The following is a 17,100-nucleotide window of genomic DNA, read 5'->3' on the forward strand; positions in this document are numbered from 1 at the left end:
TTTTCTTTTATGAAACAATTATTTACACAACACATCAAACGACTACAGCAAGTCGTTCAAACGATTTTAGAAACTAACTTTCTCAGCGGTTTATGGATTCATTCCGGCACGGCTCGCTATCATTTTTTAGATGATCAATCCGCCCCCTTTAAAATAAACCCACATTTTAACTACTTCTTCCCTTTTCCGACAGCAGAAAATTGCTGGCTGTTTTTAGACGGCAAAAATAAACCGACCGTCTATTTCTATGCACCGAATGATTATTGGCACTCGTCGCCAACCGCCCCGACAGACGCTTTTTTTGCAGATGAATTTCAGTGGGTGATTTTGCAAGATGCCCAGGAAATTGCAAAATTTATCCAAAATCCGACCGCTTGCGCCTTTATCGGTGCAGATGAAAACTTGGCAAAATCGCTTGGTTTTAACCAAATCAATCCGCAAAAAGTACTGAATCAGCTCCATTTCGAACGTTCGATTAAAAGTGAATTTGAAATCGAAGCAATCTACCAAGCACAATTTGCGGCATTAAAAGGGCATCAGGCAGCAAAACAAGCCTTTTTTGAGGGGAAAAGCGAATTTGAAATTAACCTCAATTATCTAAAAGCCAGTCAGCAATCCGACTTAAACGTGCCTTATGGCAATATTGTTGCAATTAATCAACACTCGGCTATTTTACACTATACCCGGCTTGATTGTGTTCCTAATCCGCAAAAACAGAGTTTTCTGATTGATGCCGGTGCAACCGTACACGGCTATGCCTCCGATATTACTCGCACTTATGCGACTGATCCTAATAGCGAATTTGCAGCGATGATTAAGCAAATGGAACAATACAAATATCGCATTATTGAGCAGCTTGCTGTGGGTGTAAACTATCTGAGTTATCATACGCAAATGCAGCAATGGATTGCCGAAATGCTGCACGAATATGATTTTGTCCGTCTTACACCGGATCAAATTTTTGACGAAGGGATTTCCAGGGCCTTTTTACCACACGGCTTAGGGCATTTACTTGGACTACAAGTACACGATGTCGCCGGTTTCCAACAAAATCATCGTGGTACTCGCAAATCACCGCCGGAGTTTTATCCAAGTCTGCGTTGTACTCGTGATTTGGCGGAAAACATGGTGCTGACGATCGAACCGGGCTTCTATTTCATTGATATGTTACTGAATCCGTTGCAAAATAGCCCGCTTGCACGTCATATTAATTGGCAGAAGATCGCTGAATTTAAACAATTCGGCGGCATCCGCACCGAAGACAATATTGTGATACGTTCACAAGGGGCGGAAAATTTAACCCAAAAAGCGGAAATTGAACTTCAACTTTCTGATCATTAAAGCATTCAAATAAGGAACTGTTATGCCATTTCTTTTTATCTTATTCGGCATTTTTCTGTATATCTATTGCGAGATCTCGTTACTGGTCACGATGGGAGCCCAAATCGGGGTGCTACCGCTGATTTTGTTACTGATCGGTATTTCGGTATTAGGCTTATGGTTTGTGAAATTACGTGGGTTATATACCATTTATTCGATTCGTAGTGAATTAAGCCAAGGCAAAATCCCGACACAAGCGGTGATCGGCTCACTCCTGTTTATTTTAGCCGGCGTCTTTTTAATTATTCCCGGTTTTTTAAGCGATATTATTGCGATTTTATTAATGTTGCCGGTGACGCGTCATATTGCCGAACGTTATTTAATGAAATTCTTTAAAGCGAAAGTGCGTTTCAACCATTTTTCAAGCGGTCAATTTTCACAGCAAGATAACAATACGTTTGATGCTGAATTTGAACGCAAACAAGATCAAGATAAATGGATTAAATAGTGGATAAACATACGCTCGCATTACTGAAAGTACATTTCACCGCGATCCTTTTTGGCGCTTCCGGTATTTTCGGTGCATTAATTGAAAGCAGCCCGGATACACTTGTGCTTGGACGAGTGATGATTGCGCTTGTTTGTATCTCTTTGTATTTTATATGGAAAAAACAACCGCTTGTAAAACTCACTCGCCAAGCATTCTTTAACCAAGTGCTTTCCGGCGTCTTACTGACCGCCCATTGGGTGACCTTTTTCACTGCTGTGCAAGTAGGCGGTGTCGCCTTAGCAACCTTAGGCTTCGCCAGCTTTCCTGCTTTTGTCGCGTTATTTGAAATGCTCTTTTTTAGAGAAAAACTCAGTTATCGTGAAGGTTTTTTATTGGTTGCGATTACTATCGGCTTAATTTTGGTCACACCGGAATTTACCTTTGACAATCATGCGACATTAGGGCTTTTATGGGGCGTTTTATCCGCTTTGGTCTATGGTGTGTTGGCGGTTGTAAACCGGAAAAATATGAGCAAATTATCCGGTACACAAACGAGCTGGTGGCAATATTTAGTAGCGATGTTAATCCTTTTACCTTTTTCGACGACAAGTTTGCTCAATGCTCCTGTCCTCGATTGGTTTTGGATTTTCTGTATCGGCTTTTTCTGTACCACATTGGCATATACGCTATTTGTCTCCAGCCTTGATACGATTAACGCCCGTACCGCTTCGATGATTATCTCGCTTGAGCCGGTATATGCCATTGCGATTGCCTGGTTATGTTTTAACGAAGTACCGACATTAAAAATGTTGATTGGCGGTGCGATTATTTTACTCTCGGTCGCTTGGGCTAACTTAAAGAAATAAATGATGTTTAAAGCTAAATTTAATCAAAAAAATAAAGCTCGTTCTGCAACAAACAAACCGAACTTGCAAAATAGAACCAAAAAACGACCGCTTAAACCACAGCTTTCGTTTGAAGATACTGTGGTCGTATTGTTTAACAAGCCGTTTGACGTGCTAACCCAATTCACTGATGAACAAGGGCGACAAACGCTGAAAGATTTTATTCCGATTCCACAGGTTTATCCGGTCGGCCGTTTAGATCGTGACAGCGAAGGCTTATTGTTACTGACTAATAACGGAGAAATTCAGCACCGCTTAGCGAATCCTAAATTTGAAAAGCAGAAAACTTACCTCGCACAGGTGGAAGGTATTCCGCAAGCTACAGATTTAGCTAAGTTAGAAAAAGGTGTTGAATTGAAAGATGGCTTAACCAAACCGGCAAAAGCGAAAGCGATTTCCCCCCCGAATTATGAATGGCAAACCGCCCCAAAAATTCGAGAACGAAAAACCATTCCAACCAGTTGGATTGAGCTAAAAATCCACGAAGGGAAAAACCGCCAAGTACGCCGAATGACAGCACATATCGGCTTTCCGACCCTGCGCTTAATCCGTGTCGGTTTAGGGCAATTTCAGCTTGGTGATTTAGATAGCGGTGAATACCGAGTTTTAGATGAAAAAGAAAAACGCCAATTATTTCAACAAATTGACTTAAAAATTTAATGATTTCGGGAGCAAATATGAAAAGTTATTGGGTATTAGTACATCAATTTGAGATTGCTTTAAAAGATGATGAGATTCCTTTTGGCACAGCAGAACAATTAGGTTTAGCCGGCTTTGCTAAATTACAGGTTGGGACATATCAAAACTCACCGGTTTTTCTGGTGCAATTGGATGAACAAGCGGTCGAAAATCTACAAAATTTTACCATGGTGAACCTACGCTCACAGATTGCTCGCCCGGCGGAATTTGCTCACCTATTACACCGAGCCGTTTCACTTAATCATTTCCTCAATACGCATAAATTCTGCGGCAAATGCGGTGCTCACACCGAACTTGCTAACAACGAAATTGCCGTACATTGCCCAGATTGCCAACATCGTAGCTACCCGACCATCAGCCCGTCTATTATCGTGGCGGTACGCCGTGGGCGACAAATTTTACTTGCTAACCATCTACGTCATAAAGGCACGATTTACACCACATTAGCCGGTTTTGTCGAAGCCGGTGAAGCAATCGAAACCACCGTTCAACGTGAAGTATGGGAAGAAAGCGGCTTAAAAATCAAAAATATCCGCTATTTCGGCAGCCAACCGTGGGCATTCCCAAACTCACTGATGTTAGGTTTTCTCGCTGATTACGAAAGTGGTGAAATCACGCTGCAAGAGGAAGAAATCTTTGATGCCAAATGGTTCGACTGCGATCAACCGCTCCCAGAACTGCCACCGGAAGGCACGATTGCATTGGAGCTAATCAAAGAAACGTTGAAGATTTGCCGAGAGGAAAGATAACAATAATTTTATAAAGGGCTAATTAAGCCAAAACAAAAACAGGGAGAATTAAATTCTCCCTGTTGTTTTAAGATTAGCTAAATAATTTACCTAACACACCTTTTGCTGCTTGTGCTAATAGGTCGTTAGTATTTAAGTTTTGTAGATCCGGTAATTGACCGTCCGGTGTTAATGTATCAACGATTTTCGGTAAAAACTCCGCTAATAAATCACCCGCATCTTTTTCTTCTACACCCGCTTCTTGTGCCGCCGCTTGCAGATTTTCTTGACCGAATACATTTGCGATTTGTTCGCCAGATACCGGTGCGTTTTCTTCATCTGCACTGATCCAAGTTTTTAACAGATCGTCCAAACCGCCTTGTTGTAATTTAGCGATTACACCTTCAACACCACCTTGAGATTGTAGTAATGCTTGAATTAATTGAAGTGCTGTTGATTGATTGCCGTTACCGCCACTTAAAACAGATGATGCGATTGAGCCTAAAATGTTTCCTAACATAGGTTTACTCCGAGAAATGTGCCTAAGCACGTTTTTATTTACTGAGTTGTTACTCAGCCTAGATAATTAAGCGGTCCGATTTGCAAAGTTTTTTGCAATTTTGACCGCTTGTTTCTGCCGATTCTAAGCTAGAATTCGGCGAACACGTTCCAAATCTTCTTGCGTATCCACCCCTACCTGAGGTGCTTGTTTAGCAAGTTCGATATGAATTTTTTCTCCGTACCATAACGCACGTAGTTGCTCTAACGATTCCAATTGTTCTAATTGCGTCGGTCGCCAAGCCACATATTGTTTTACAAAGCCGGCACGATATGCGTAGATACCGATATGGCGTAAGTAATTTTGGCTTGCGACAAAAGCGTCATCACAGTCTGCGAAATGATCACGGGCAAACGGAATCGGCGCACGAGAGAAATAGAGTGCCATACCGTTTTTATCTGCCAGCGCTTTGACGGCATTCGGATTGAAAAGTTCTTCTTTGGTGGTTAATTTTACCGCTAATGTCGCCATATTCACTTGGCAACGATCTAAATTTTCCGCCACCTGCGAAACGATCACCGGCGGGATCAACGGCTCATCACCTTGCACATTCACGATAATTTCATCATCGGAAATCTGCATCTTTTCAATCACTTCCGCTAAACGTTCCGTGCCTGAATTATGTTGATCCGAAGTCATACACACTTCCGCCCCAAATGCTTTGGCGGTTGCTTCAATCTCCGGATGGTCGGTCGCAATAATTACCCGTGTTGCACCGGCTTGTTGCGCTTTTTCCCATACGTGCTGAATCATCGGTTTTCCGGCAATATCTAACAACGGTTTACGAGGTAAGCGGCTTGAGGCGTAACGAGCCGGGATAATCACAGTAAAATTCATAACATTTCCTTTATAAAAACTCGGAACATCCGCTTAAATCAACATGGCAAAATTCTTGTGAAATTTAACCGCTTGTTTGAATGGAGCTAATGTTCCGTAAAAATATTTAGGCTTCTAACGCATCTAAGAAACGTTCTGCATCTAACGCCGCCATACAGCCTGTACCTGCTGAAGTGATTGCTTGGCGATAGTTATGATCCATAACATCACCTGCAGCAAATACTCCTTCTACGCTAGTTGCGGTCGCATTGCCTTCTAAGCCCGATTTCACTTTAATGTAACCGTTATCCAATTCAAGCTGACCGTCAAAAATTGCGGTATTTGGTGCGTGACCGATCGCAACAAAGAAGCCGTCCACTTTAATTTCTTCTTTGCTCTCGTCTTTGGTTGAAGCTAAACGCACACCGGTTACGCCCATATTATCGCCTAACACTTCTTCAACCGTTCTGTCGGTGTGAAGAATAATTTTGCCTTCTTCCACACGTTTCTGTAAGCGGCCTAATAAAATTTTCTCAGCACGGAAGCTATCACGGCGGTGTACTAAATGTACTTCGCTAGCGATATTGGCTAAATATAATGCTTCTTCAACCGCCGTGTTACCGCCACCAACAACTGCAACCGGTTTGTTACGATAGAAGAAACCGTCACAAGTTGCACAAGCTGACACACCTTTGCCTTTAAAGGCTTCTTCAGAAGGTAAACCTAAATATTTTGCCGATGCGCCTGTTGCGATAATTAATGCGTCACAAGTGAAAGTGTTGATGTCGCCTTTTAATGTGAATGGACGTTTTGAAAGATCAACGCTATTAATGTGGTCAAAAATGATTTCCGTGTTAAATTTTTCAGCGTGTTTCAGCATTTTATCCATTAAACCTGTACCGGTGGTATGCTCATATTCTCCCGGCCAGTTTTCAATTTCATCGGTGGTGGTTAATTGACCGCCTTGTTGCATACCGGTCACCAATACCGGATTTAAATTCGCACGAGCGGCGTAAACGGCAGCAGTATAGCCCGCAGGGCCTGAGCCTAAAATTAAAAGTTTTGCGTGTTTAACTGTCATTGTGTAATCCTTATCAATAAATATTGTTGCTATTTTAACGTAAATTTAGTTGTAACTCTATTTTCGTTTTCACTCATCTTTTTTTCGATTTTGTGAAGTAACTAACAGAAATCCACCTCGAATTTTGGTTAAATTGGGACAAATTCTTCTTTTTAAAAGGATCCCCTGCTATGAAAAAACTTATCAATTCAATCGAAGCTGTCTTACAAGAGCAATTAGCCGGTTTTGCCAAAACCCATCCTACCCTTGTTCTGAATACTGAGCCGACTTATGTACGCCGAGCTGACGCACCGGTTGCCGGTAAAGTGGCATTGATTTCAGGTGGCGGGAGCGGACACGAACCGATGCACGCCGGTTTTGTTGGTAAGGGAATGTTAGACGGTGCTTGTCCGGGTGCGATTTTTACTTCTCCGACACCGGATCAAATGTTTGAATGCGGTTTAAATGTCGATAGCGGAGAAGGCGTTTTATTACTTATTAAAAATTATACCGGTGACGTTTTAAATTTTGAAACCGCAACCGAGCTCCTTGCCGATAGCGGTGTAAAAGTCGCAACCGTATTAATTGATGATGACGTAGCGGTCAAAGACAGCTTATATACCGCCGGTCGCCGAGGTGTTGCTAACACCGTATTATTAGAAAAACTATTAGGCGCAGCGGCAGATAAGGGTTACAACTTATCGCAATTAGCCGAGTTAGGTTATAAGTTAAATAATGCCGGACATTCAATTGGTATTGCGCTTGGGGCTTGTACTGTACCGGCAGCCGGTAAGCCGTCTTTTACTTTAGCCGAAAACGAAATGGAATTTGGCGTAGGGATTCACGGCGAACCGGGCATTGAACGCCGTCCGTTTGAGAACCTCGATAAAACCGTACGCCAAATGTTTGAAACACTCATCGCACACGGCGATTACGAGCGTACTGTACGCCGTTGGGATAACGATACTCAACAATGGAACGAAGTGTTAGATAAAAAACAAGCGTTACAAAAAGGCGATCGTGTGATTGCGTTAGTGAATAATTTAGGTGCAGTACCGCTTTCAGAATTATATGGTGTTTACAATGTGCTTGCGGATTGTTGCGAACAATTCGGTTTAACGATTGAGCGTAATTTGGTCGGTTCATTCTGCACTTCGTTGGATATGCAAGGCGTTTCCATCACCTTACTGAAAGTAGATGATGAAACCTTAGCACTTTGGGATGCACCGGTTAATACGCCGGCATTACGTTGGGGAGAATAAAATGGCGATTTCAAAACAACAAATTCTGCAATGGCTTGAAAATTGTAATCAGGTGATGACTGAGCAACGAGATTTCCTCACACAGCTGGATACCGAAATTGGTGACGGCGATCACGGCTTAAATATGCAACGTGGTTTTAGCAAGGCATTAGAAAAAGTCGCTAGCGTAACTGATAAAGATATCGGTACGATCTTAAAAACGGTCGGTATGACATTACTCTCTCAAGTCGGCGGCGCGAGCGGACCTTTATACGGCACTTTATTTATTAAAGGTTCACAAATTGCTAACGGTAAAGAACAACTAACTTTTGAAGAACTTGTTAGCGTCTTCAGAGCCGGGGTGGAAGGCATTGTTGCACGTGGGCGGGCGGAACCGGGTGATAAAACCCTGTGTGACGTTTGGCTTCCGTTGCTTGACCAATTAGCTCAAGCGGATCATTCCCAAACTGAATCTGTTCTACTTAATCAAGCGGTCGAAAAAGCCAAAAATTTTGCAAATGCAACCGTACCGATGGTGGCTAAAAAAGGACGTGCCAGCTATTTAGGTGAGCGTAGCATTGGTCATGCAGATCCTGGTGCAACGTCAAGCTATTATTTAATCAAAGCCTTAGCAGAAGCGGTTAAATAGGAGTAGTGATGGTTAATTTAGTGATTGTTTCACATAGTAAACAGCTTGGAGAAGGCGTGGCAGAAATTACCCGCCAAATGGCACAAGGATCGTGCCAAATTGCTGTGGCTGCCGGTATTGATGATCCGGAGAATCCGATTGGCACGGATGCGCTAAAAATTATGAATGCGATTGAAGAAGTCTTCAGCGAAGACGGCGTGGTAATTTTTGTCGATCTCGGCAGTGCGATTTTAAGCGCGGAAACCGCAATTGATTTACTTGAGCCTGAAAAAGCGGAAAAAGTGGTAATTAGCTATGCGCCGTTGGTTGAAGGCGCATTCGCTGCAGCAGTCGCTGCTGCCGGAGGTGATGATTTAGCTTCAGTAGTACAAGAAGCAAATGAAGCGGCTGCATTAAAGCAGCAACAAGCGGTCTAATTTTCTGAAAAATTTACCCAATAAAAAATGAGGCGGAATAATACTTCCGCCTCATTTTTTGCTTCAAATACGATTAATAGAGTAATGAATAAAGCTGACGTCTAAATTTTGGCACGATAGGATCATTGCCCAAAGCGGAAAGAATCGCTAAAAATTGACTTTTCACTTCACCATTTGCACTATTTAAATCAGCTTTCAGCCAATCAAACAGTAGCACTAACGCCTCTTCATTTTTATGTGCTTGATGTAACTGGTTTGCTAAACGAACCGCAATTTCCGGCGTTTTATTATTCGCATAATCTACCTGTAATTGCTGTAATTCCGGCGATTCGTTCGCTTGTTCTAACAACTCAATTTGCGCTTGCAAGCCGTTCCAACGGCTATCACGATCTTGAATCGGAATCTGCTTTAAGATGTCTCGAGCTTCTTCCACTTTCTTCATCACAATAAAAGTTTCTGCATACAACAAGGCGAAATCACTGTTTTTCTTATCGGTCATTTCCCAAGCTGATTTGAGTAGCGGTAATGCCTCTTCATAACGCTGATCTTGCAACAATTCCAACGCTTGATTGAATTTAAGCTCTTCTTCTTTCGGCAAAATATTGGCTAAACGCACTCGCATTTCTTGCTCGGATATTGCCCCTTGAATCATATCAACCGGCTGTCCGCCGGCAAAAAGATACATGGTCGGAATCGTTTGAATTCTAAATTGAACTGCCAATGCTTGCTGTTCATCACAATTTACCGTAGCTAATAAAAATTGCTCCGGATTTTCATCGGCTAAACGGCGCAATAATGAATCCATTTCCAGTGAAGCTACTTCTCTCGGTGAGATAAAATTAAACACAACCGGTACTTGTGCCGCAGCATTCCACACTTCACTAAAATTACTTTCGGTGACATTGACAAAATAATTCATACTATTTCCCTAATCTAAAAAAATCGGCAATATTATAGCTGATTTTTAGTAAGCCGTTTCAATCGGTAAACCGCTTCTTTCCCAGCCGTCAAAGCCGCCTTTTACACTATATACGCGCTCAAAGCCCTGCTCGACTAAAAATTGCGCCGTATTACGGCTACTTACACCGTGGTAACAAATTACAATCACCGGTTCTTCATAATCAACTTCATCTAAAAAACGCCCATAGCTTTCATTGGTTAAATGAAACGCATCCTGCGGGTGACTATAAACATAACGGCGTGCATCACGAATATCCGCAAGTGTCGCGCCTTCGTTTTCGATTAATTCCCATGCTTGCTGCGGGCTAATTTCTGTAAATGTTTCGCTCATATTTCGCATTAAACCTTAATTTATATAACAAAAAAATAACAAGTGAATATAGCATAATCTATTTACAAAAATAAACGAGAATACCTATTATTACGAGTTGAATTTTTTGCCTCACTTAGTATAATTACGAACCATTTTCATTATGCAGAATCGTCTGTTTTCTTATATTTTTTATCGTTTCCGAGGATTTTATGGAACAAATGCTTGAACTCCTACAAGGTCATGTAGATTACATTATCTTAGGTTTATTATTATTAATGAGTGTTGTGTTAGTATGGAAAATTGTTGAGCGTGTTCTCTTTTATAAACAGCTTGATGTCACCAAATATGAAACCCTCCAAGATTTAGAAATTGATACAACTCGTAACCTCACTACTATTTCGACTATCGGTGCTAATGCGCCTTATATCGGTCTATTAGGTACTGTATTGGGTATCTTACTTACTTTCTATCATTTAGGTCATTCAGGCGGTGAAATTGATGCCGCATCTATTATGGTCCACCTCTCACTTGCATTAAAAGCAACAGCAGCAGGTATCTTAGTTGCAATTCCGGCAATGATGTTCTACAGCGGTTTTAACCGTAAAGTAGATGAAAGCAAACTTAAATGGCAAGCCATTCAAGCCCGTAAAGCCAATCAATAAGCGGTCAAATTTCACTTATTTTTTGCAACTTAATCAGGTTTCCTATGAAAAAATTTGACGAAATTAATATTATTCCGTTCATCGACATTATGTTGGTGCTATTAGCGATCGTACTTGTTACCGCCTCATTTATTTCACAAGGCAAAATTCAAGTAAACGTACCGAAAGCAACCACGACTCAAGCGATGAAAGCGGACGAATTAGCCAAACTTCTTACGATCACAGAAAACAACGAGTTCTATTTCAACGACCAACCAATTACTAAAGAAGCACTCACAACAGAGATTGCCACTTGGGACAAAACCCAAAAAGTAACTCTAAAAGTAGATGGTGCGGTGGCATTTGAAAAATTTGTTGAACTCACCGATGTACTCTCTGCGAATGAAATTAAAAACGTCGCTATCGTAACGAAGAAAGATACAGCCAAAAAATAGGATACGAGTATGAAGAAAAAACATTCTCGTATCGGGTTAGTCAGTTCTATTGTTATTCACACCTTTGTTTTTGCCGGTTTCATTTCGATGGTAAAAAGTTCTCATTCGGACGGTCAGCCTGAAGATAATGTAATGTCGATGGAATTAGTCGCCGCTTTATTAGAACAACCTCAAGTTGCGGTAGCGGAAGAACAACCTGCACAGACGGAACCGGAAAAACCGCAAGCAGAACCGGAGCCGGAACCTGAAGCAGAGCCGATTCCTGAACCGAAGCCACAGCCTAAACCTAAAGAAAAGCCGAAGGAAAAGCCAAAACCGAAAGAGCAACCGAAGCCTAAAGAACAAGAAAAACCTAAAAAAGAGAAAGCTAAAGATAAGCCGATCAAGGCATTAGAAAAAGGACCGGAAGCGAAACAAGGCATAGTGGCGAAAGCAATACCAAATGTGGCTCAAGGTACACAGTTACGCGCGGGTATCCCAAACGGGAAACCAAACGGAAATCCAAACGGTACTTCGGCAAACGGCTCACAAAATGGAGCGGCAGGCGGCAGTGGTAGCGGCAGTTCCGGCAGTGAAATCGGTGCTTATAAAGCGGCTGTACAACGTGCATTACAGCGCCGAGCCAATAATGCTTATCCCGCTCGAGAAAAAATGATGCGTAAAACCGGTGTAGTTACCATCGGCTTTACCGTATCACCTTCCGGTGATTTAACCAATGTGAAAGTGTTAAACAGTTCCGGTAACAGCAATCTTGATAACGCGGCAATTAAAGCGGCACAAAGCACAAAAGTGTCGCCGCCACCGGCTGGTTTCCCAAGTAGTGTTACTGTTCCGGTAAAATTCTCGATTGAATAAATCTTGCCAATAAGCTCCTCTGCGGGAGCTTATTTTTTATCAGTTACAAGCAGTCATTTTTTACTAAAATTTTGCAAACATCAGCAAAAGATAAGCGCTTGCCTAAAGCGGGGTGCTTAAGTAAAATAAACCGTTTCTATTTTTATTATACAAATTGAGGAAAATATAATGTTTGGAAAAGGCGGCTTAGGCGGTTTAATGAAACAAGCTCAGCAAATGCAAGAGCGTATGCAAAAAATGCAAGAAGAAATCGCACAACTTGAAGTAACCGGCGAATCTGGCGCAGGTTTAGTAAAAGTAACAATCAATGGTGCACATAACTGCCGTCGTATCGAGATCGATCCTTCATTAATGGAAGACGATAAAGAGATGGTGGAAGACTTAGTTGCCGCTGCATTCAATGATGCCGTTCGCCGTGCGGAAGAAATGCAAAAAGAAAAAATGGCAAGCGTGACTGCCGGTATGCAATTACCACCGGGCATGAAATTCCCATTCTAATCTAGCGATAATGGATAGTTAGCTTTATTGCAACTATCCATTATTAATTTTCAACTATCCATTCCTATTTATGCAAATTAGCCCTTTACTCGAAAACCTTATGGAAGCCCTGCGTGCATTACCTGGTGTCGGCCCGAAATCCGCACAGCGTATGGCATATCATTTATTACAACGCAATCGTTCCGGCGGAGTGAACTTATCGAAGGCATTGAACGAAGCAATGACGCATATCGGTCATTGTCGTTCTTGCCGTACATTTACCGAAGAAGACGAATGTAATATCTGTAAAAACCCTCGCCGCCAAATGAGCGGTCAACTTTGTGTGGTTGAAATGCCGGAAGATATTCAAGCAATTGAGCAAACCGGACAGTTTTCAGGACGTTACTTTGTATTAATGGGACATCTTTCGCCGTTGGACGGCATCGGGCCGAGAGAAATTGGCTTAGATCTGTTACAAAGCCGTTTAGAAAACGAATCTTTTCACGAAGTCATTCTTGCCACTAATCCGACGATTGAAGGCGATGCGACCGCCAATTATATTGCGGAAATGTGCCGTATTCACAATGTAAAAGTGACTCGCATTGCGCATGGGATTCCGGTTGGCGGCTCATTAGAAATGGTAGATGGTACAACCCTTTCCCACTCTTTTGCCGGCAGACGAGATATTTCGTTGTAAGGTGAAAAGGTTATTTGGCTAGTCATAAAAGTCTGATACAATCACTCAAGTATTAATCACTAGAGGTTATCATGGAAACTATCGATACTATTGAAAAAATCAAAAAACAAATCAGCGAAAACCCAATTCTTCTTTATATGAAAGGTTCGCCGAAATTCCCCTCATGCGGTTTCTCTGCTCGTGCGGTGGAAGCAGTAATTAACTGCCAAGTACCATTCGGTTATGTAGATATTTTAACTAACCCGGATATTCGTGCTGAATTACCAAAATTCGCAAACTGGCCGACTTTCCCGCAATTATGGGTAGAAGGCGAATTAATCGGTGGTTGTGACATCGTATTAGAAATGTTCCAAAAAGGTGAACTACAAACCTTATTAAAAGAAGTTGCGGCAAAACACGCTTAATTCTTTTACAAACATTCAGCCCAAGCAATTCGCTTGGGCTTTTTTTCAACAAAAAAATGCCATTTTGCTCTTACATTCCGCTTCGTTTTTGGCTTACAATGTAAAAATTCATTTGTAATAAATAACAATAAGGACACAACAACATGGCTTTAAAAGATTTAGATTGGGCTAATTTAGGCTTTTCCTACATTAAAACGGATTATCGCTTCATCGCACATTGGAAAGACGGTAAATGGGATGAAGGTCAATTAACTACAGATAACACACTCCACATTCACGAAGGTTCAACCGCACTTCACTACGGTCAGCAATGTTTCGAAGGCTTAAAAGCCTATCGTTGCAAAGACGGCTCTATTAACTTATTTCGCCCTGAAGAAAATGCAAAACGTATGCAAGGCACTGCTCGCCGTTTGTTAATGGCAGAAGTACCGACCGAATTATTTGTGCGTGCTTGTACAGAAGTGGTAAAAGCAAACCAAGATTGGTTAGGTCCATACGGTTCAGGCGCAACGCTTTACTTACGTCCGTTCTTAATCGGCGTAGGTGAAAATATCGGGGTTAAAGCAGCGCCGGAATACATTTTCTCCGTATTCTGTTGTCCGGTTGGTGCTTATTTCAAAGGTGGTTTAGCACCGTCTAACTTCATCACAACCGACTACGACCGTGCCGCACCAATGGGAACCGGCGGTGTTAAAGTAGGTGGTAACTATGCGGCAAGTTTATTACCGCACGAATTAGCGGCAGAACAAGGTACTGCCACACGCAAATTTGCTGATGCGATCTACCTTGATCCGAAAACTCATACCAAAATTGAAGAAGTGGGTGCGGCAAACTTCTTCGGTATTACCAAAGACAATAAATTTATTACCCCAGCGTCAGAATCAATCTTACCAAGTATTACCAAATACTCGTTATTACATATCGCTAAAGAGCGTTTAGGTATGGAAACGATTGAAGGCGACGTATATATCGATCAATTAGATCAATTCGCCGAAGCCGGCGCTTGCGGTACAGCTGCGGTAATTACACCGGTTGGTGGTATTCAACATAAAGATAACTTCCACGTATTCTATTCGGAAACGGAAGTTGGCCCAGTAACAAAACGCTTATATGCGGAACTTACCGGTATCCAATTCGGTGATGTGGAAGCACCGGAAGGCTGGATTGTTAAAGTAGAATAAGCCTATTTAAGCTATTACAAGCGGTAAAATTTTGCAATTTTTTTGCAAATTTCTACCGCTTGTTTTCTTTCAAATATAAGGAATATTATGATTAAACGTATTGATGTCAGTAAACGTTTCTCTGAAGTTGCAATTTATAACGGAGTGGCTTATCTCGCCGGGCAAGTGCCGACTGACGATAGCCAAGACGCTTATCAGCAAACCAAACAAGTGCTTGCGGAAATTGATAAATTCTTAGCTAAAGCTAATACCGATAAAAGTAAGATCTTAATGGCAACCGTTTATCTTGCGAATATGGCTTATTATGATGAGATGAACCGTGCTTGGGACGAATGGGTGGCGGAAAATAATGCGCCGCCACGTGCTGCGGTGGAGGCAAGACTTGCAAATCCTAACTGGAAGGTTGAAATCGTAGTGAATGCTGCGGTATAACTAAAAGCGTGGGGCTGATCAGGCTAACCCACGCTTTTTTATTATAGGAGGTAATATGCGATCCCCATTTTATCGCCATGCGCATATATTCTTAATCGGTGGCGCTGCTGATCAAGAGCCTTATTATTTTGTTGGCCCGCTCCGCAATATCAGCCTAGCAAAACAAAGGCTGGCAAGAAAAATTAAAAGCTATATCCCCAATCACGAGCAAATCCGTATTCACACGCTTGGTTACAACCATATTTTTCATCTTAGCGACATTGAATTAAACGTGCTAATCAAAATTCAGCCACAAGATCTTATCTATATTATCGGACACAGTTTAGGTGGTTGGAATGCGCCGCATTTAGCCAGAATACTAAAAGACAAAGGCTATCGCGTACGTTTGCTCGCGACCCTTGATCCGGTGGGAGAAGGTACACTCGTTTGGATTGGCTCAAATATCTATAAAACACCACAACCCCAACCAAATGCCGATTTATGGATTAATATTCGTGCGGAAACCAAAGCTGAACACGATTTATCCGATATTGTCGCTCGCCTCGGTCAACAGTGGAACTTAACCAACGAACCGGATATTAATCAAACGCTCAATATTCACCATGCCAACGCCCAACGAATGCTAAGTACGAAATTGCAAACCGGAAAATCAATTCTGGATTACCTCATTGAGAATCTTAAACAGCTATTGTGATTCTTACTTTACGATTCATTGCTTACAGAGAAATAAAAACCACGGAATACACCGATTACACAGAAAATATCCGAGTAATCAGTGTATTCCGTGGTGAACATTTATCTTAAACTATTCCACCATAAAACAGGCTATTTTTGTGCCGTTTTCGTAGCTTTTCAACTGAGGTTGTTCCACTTTACATTTTTCGGTCGCCAAGCGGCAACGAGCATTGAACGCACAACCTTGCGGAGGATTTAACGGGCTTGGTAATTCGCCGGTTAATTTAATTCGCTCACGACGTTGCTCCGGATTTAAGCGAGGTGTCGCCGAAAGTAACGCTTGGGTATACGGGTGACGAGGATTGCTGAAAATCGCTTTGGTTTCGCCTTGCTCCACCACTCGTCCTAAGTACATCACCATCACTTCATCGGCAATATGCTCAACCACCGACAGATCGTGCGAAATGAAAACATAAGAAAGCCCCATATCGTCTTGCAGATCCATCATCAAATTAAGCACCTGCGCACGCACTGATACATCTAATGCCGAAACCGGCTCATCCGCCACCACTACATCAGGGTTGAGCATTAAGCCTCTGGCAATCGCAATACGCTGGCGTTGTCCGCCGGAGAACATATGCGGATAGCGGTCGTAAAACTCAGGTTTTAAACCGACTTTGCCCATCATTTCCAACACCTTCGCTTTACGCTCTGCTGCCGATAAATCGGTATTGATTAATAACGGCTCTTCTAAAATGCTTCCCACTTTTTTACGCGGATTCAGCGAGCTATAAGGGTTTTGGAACACAATCTGAATTTTCTTACGACGCAATGCGGCGGTTTCTTTATCATTGACTAAGAAATTCTGCCCTTTATAAAACAGCTCGCCTTCGGTCGGGCTTTCAATCATCGTGAGCATTCGCCCCAAGGTTGACTTACCGCAGCCGGACTCGCCAACCACCGCCAATGTTTTGCCTCGTTCCAATTGGAATGACACGCCATCTACCGCTTTAACCGTTTTCGGTTTAGCGAACATTCCTTGCTTAACCGGATAATATTTTTTCAGATTTTTCGCATCAAGAAGCGGTGCGTTTTGTTCATTTTTTTGCAAATCAGTCATTTCGCTT

At 42.1% G+C, this 17,100-nt stretch carries 23 protein-coding genes; 17 read left to right on the forward strand and 6 right to left on the reverse strand.

The annotated features are described in order from the left end of the window. The first annotated feature begins 9 nt into the window (after positions 1-9). The 5 genes from pepQ to nudC are packed head-to-tail and all read left to right on the forward strand — an operon-like array spanning position 10 to position 4,163. Positions 10-1,341, forward strand: coding sequence for a Xaa-Pro dipeptidase (gene pepQ / locus EL121_RS03160; protein ID WP_039197647.1), 1,332 nt, complete (start codon positions 10-12; stop codon positions 1,339-1,341). A 22-nt stretch (positions 1,342-1,363) separates the two neighbouring features. Then, positions 1,364-1,828, forward strand: coding sequence for an FxsA family protein (locus EL121_RS03165; protein WP_039197649.1), 465 nt, complete (start codon positions 1,364-1,366; stop codon positions 1,826-1,828). Then, complete coding sequence (locus EL121_RS03170; RefSeq protein ID WP_039197651.1) at positions 1,828-2,676, forward strand: DMT family transporter; 849 nt, start codon at positions 1,828-1,830, stop codon at positions 2,674-2,676. Before EL121_RS03165 ends, EL121_RS03170 begins: the two co-directional genes overlap by 1 nt. Continuing rightward, the gene (locus EL121_RS03175; protein WP_039197653.1) at positions 2,677-3,375 is read left to right on the forward strand and encodes a pseudouridine synthase; all 699 of its coding nucleotides are present in this window, start codon (positions 2,677-2,679) and stop codon (positions 3,373-3,375) included. Further along, positions 3,375-4,163 (forward strand): NAD(+) diphosphatase, encoded by a 789-nt coding sequence (nudC, locus tag EL121_RS03180; protein WP_039197655.1) that lies wholly within the window; start codon positions 3,375-3,377, stop codon positions 4,161-4,163. Before EL121_RS03175 ends, nudC begins: the two co-directional genes overlap by 1 nt. A 73-nt stretch (positions 4,164-4,236) precedes the next feature. Here nudC and EL121_RS03185 read toward each other — a convergent pair whose 3' ends face one another. From EL121_RS03185 to trxB, 3 genes are all read right to left on the reverse strand, one after another. Continuing rightward, positions 4,237-4,662, reverse strand: a complete 426-nt coding sequence (locus tag EL121_RS03185; RefSeq protein ID WP_005595728.1) for a YidB family protein — start codon at positions 4,660-4,662, stop codon at positions 4,237-4,239. A gap of 123 nt (positions 4,663-4,785) precedes the next feature. After that, entirely contained in the window at positions 4,786-5,538 is a 753-nt protein-coding gene (gene kdsB, locus EL121_RS03190) for a 3-deoxy-manno-octulosonate cytidylyltransferase (RefSeq protein ID WP_039197658.1), read from the reverse strand. A gap of 106 nt (positions 5,539-5,644) precedes the next feature. After that, on the reverse strand, positions 5,645-6,598 hold the full coding sequence (trxB, locus tag EL121_RS03195) for a thioredoxin-disulfide reductase (RefSeq protein WP_039197660.1): 954 nt from the start codon (positions 6,596-6,598) through the stop codon (positions 5,645-5,647). Between the two features lie 170 nt (positions 6,599-6,768). On the opposite strand from trxB, the gene dhaK reads away from it, so the two are divergent. Genes dhaK through dhaM form a run of 3 tightly spaced genes read left to right on the forward strand, consistent with a single transcriptional unit; the run spans position 6,769 to position 8,883 of the window. Further along, the gene (dhaK, locus tag EL121_RS03200) at positions 6,769-7,839 is read left to right on the forward strand and encodes a dihydroxyacetone kinase subunit DhaK (protein ID WP_039197661.1); all 1,071 of its coding nucleotides are present in this window, start codon (positions 6,769-6,771) and stop codon (positions 7,837-7,839) included. 1 nt (position 7,840) lies between these two features. Then, on the forward strand, positions 7,841-8,467 hold the full coding sequence (dhaL, locus tag EL121_RS03205) for a dihydroxyacetone kinase subunit DhaL (RefSeq protein ID WP_039197663.1): 627 nt from the start codon (positions 7,841-7,843) through the stop codon (positions 8,465-8,467). 8 nt (positions 8,468-8,475) lie between these two features. Further along, on the forward strand, positions 8,476-8,883 hold the full coding sequence (dhaM, locus tag EL121_RS03210; protein WP_039197664.1) for a dihydroxyacetone kinase phosphoryl donor subunit DhaM: 408 nt from the start codon (positions 8,476-8,478) through the stop codon (positions 8,881-8,883). 73 nt (positions 8,884-8,956) lie between these two features. Here the strand turns inward: dhaM and EL121_RS03215 are convergent, their stop codons facing one another. After that, the gene (locus tag EL121_RS03215) at positions 8,957-9,802 is read right to left on the reverse strand and encodes a co-chaperone YbbN (protein ID WP_039197666.1); all 846 of its coding nucleotides are present in this window, start codon (positions 9,800-9,802) and stop codon (positions 8,957-8,959) included. A gap of 45 nt (positions 9,803-9,847) precedes the next feature. Beyond that, positions 9,848-10,174 carry a thiosulfate sulfurtransferase GlpE gene (glpE, locus tag EL121_RS03220; protein ID WP_039197668.1) on the reverse strand — a complete coding sequence of 109 codons (327 nt, stop codon included), beginning with the start codon at positions 10,172-10,174 and terminating at the stop codon, positions 9,848-9,850. A 191-nt stretch (positions 10,175-10,365) separates the two neighbouring features. Here glpE and exbB point away from each other — a divergent pair, with 191 nt between their 5' ends. The 9 genes from exbB to EL121_RS03265 all read left to right on the forward strand — a co-directional run bounded on the left by exbB (position 10,366) and on the right by EL121_RS03265 (position 15,992). Continuing rightward, entirely contained in the window at positions 10,366-10,818 is a 453-nt protein-coding gene (gene exbB, locus EL121_RS03225) for a TonB-system energizer ExbB (protein WP_039197670.1), read from the forward strand. A gap of 44 nt (positions 10,819-10,862) precedes the next feature. Next, positions 10,863-11,252 (forward strand): TonB system transport protein ExbD, encoded by a 390-nt coding sequence (exbD, locus tag EL121_RS03230; RefSeq protein ID WP_014992062.1) that lies wholly within the window; start codon positions 10,863-10,865, stop codon positions 11,250-11,252. Positions 11,253-11,261: 9 nt separating this feature from the next. Further along, positions 11,262-12,107: an energy transducer TonB family protein gene (locus EL121_RS03235; protein WP_039197672.1), complete on the forward strand. Its 846-nt coding sequence runs from the start codon at positions 11,262-11,264 to the stop codon at positions 12,105-12,107. A gap of 168 nt (positions 12,108-12,275) precedes the next feature. After that, positions 12,276-12,605 (forward strand): YbaB/EbfC family nucleoid-associated protein, encoded by a 330-nt coding sequence (locus EL121_RS03240; RefSeq protein ID WP_005600053.1) that lies wholly within the window; start codon positions 12,276-12,278, stop codon positions 12,603-12,605. Between the two features lie 70 nt (positions 12,606-12,675). After that, the gene (recR, locus tag EL121_RS03245) at positions 12,676-13,281 is read left to right on the forward strand and encodes a recombination mediator RecR (protein ID WP_039197674.1); all 606 of its coding nucleotides are present in this window, start codon (positions 12,676-12,678) and stop codon (positions 13,279-13,281) included. Between the two features lie 80 nt (positions 13,282-13,361). Continuing rightward, positions 13,362-13,685 (forward strand): Grx4 family monothiol glutaredoxin, encoded by a 324-nt coding sequence (gene grxD, locus EL121_RS03250; protein ID WP_039195759.1) that lies wholly within the window; start codon positions 13,362-13,364, stop codon positions 13,683-13,685. A gap of 143 nt (positions 13,686-13,828) precedes the next feature. Further along, positions 13,829-14,866: a branched-chain amino acid aminotransferase gene (locus EL121_RS03255; protein ID WP_039197676.1), complete on the forward strand. Its 1,038-nt coding sequence runs from the start codon at positions 13,829-13,831 to the stop codon at positions 14,864-14,866. A gap of 87 nt (positions 14,867-14,953) precedes the next feature. Beyond that, the gene (locus tag EL121_RS03260) at positions 14,954-15,298 is read left to right on the forward strand and encodes a RidA family protein (RefSeq protein ID WP_014992067.1); all 345 of its coding nucleotides are present in this window, start codon (positions 14,954-14,956) and stop codon (positions 15,296-15,298) included. 55 nt (positions 15,299-15,353) lie between these two features. Beyond that, positions 15,354-15,992, forward strand: a complete 639-nt coding sequence (locus tag EL121_RS03265) for a hypothetical protein (protein WP_039197678.1) — start codon at positions 15,354-15,356, stop codon at positions 15,990-15,992. Between the two features lie 111 nt (positions 15,993-16,103). Here the strand turns inward: EL121_RS03265 and EL121_RS03270 are convergent, their stop codons facing one another. Then, complete coding sequence (locus EL121_RS03270; RefSeq protein ID WP_039197680.1) at positions 16,104-17,093, reverse strand: peptide ABC transporter ATP-binding protein; 990 nt, start codon at positions 17,091-17,093, stop codon at positions 16,104-16,106. Positions 17,094-17,100: the final 7 nt, after the last annotated feature.

The sequence above is a fragment of the Actinobacillus equuli genome, from assembly GCF_900636745.1.
In the GTDB taxonomy this organism is placed as follows: Bacteria; Pseudomonadota; Gammaproteobacteria; order Enterobacterales; family Pasteurellaceae; genus Actinobacillus; species Actinobacillus equuli.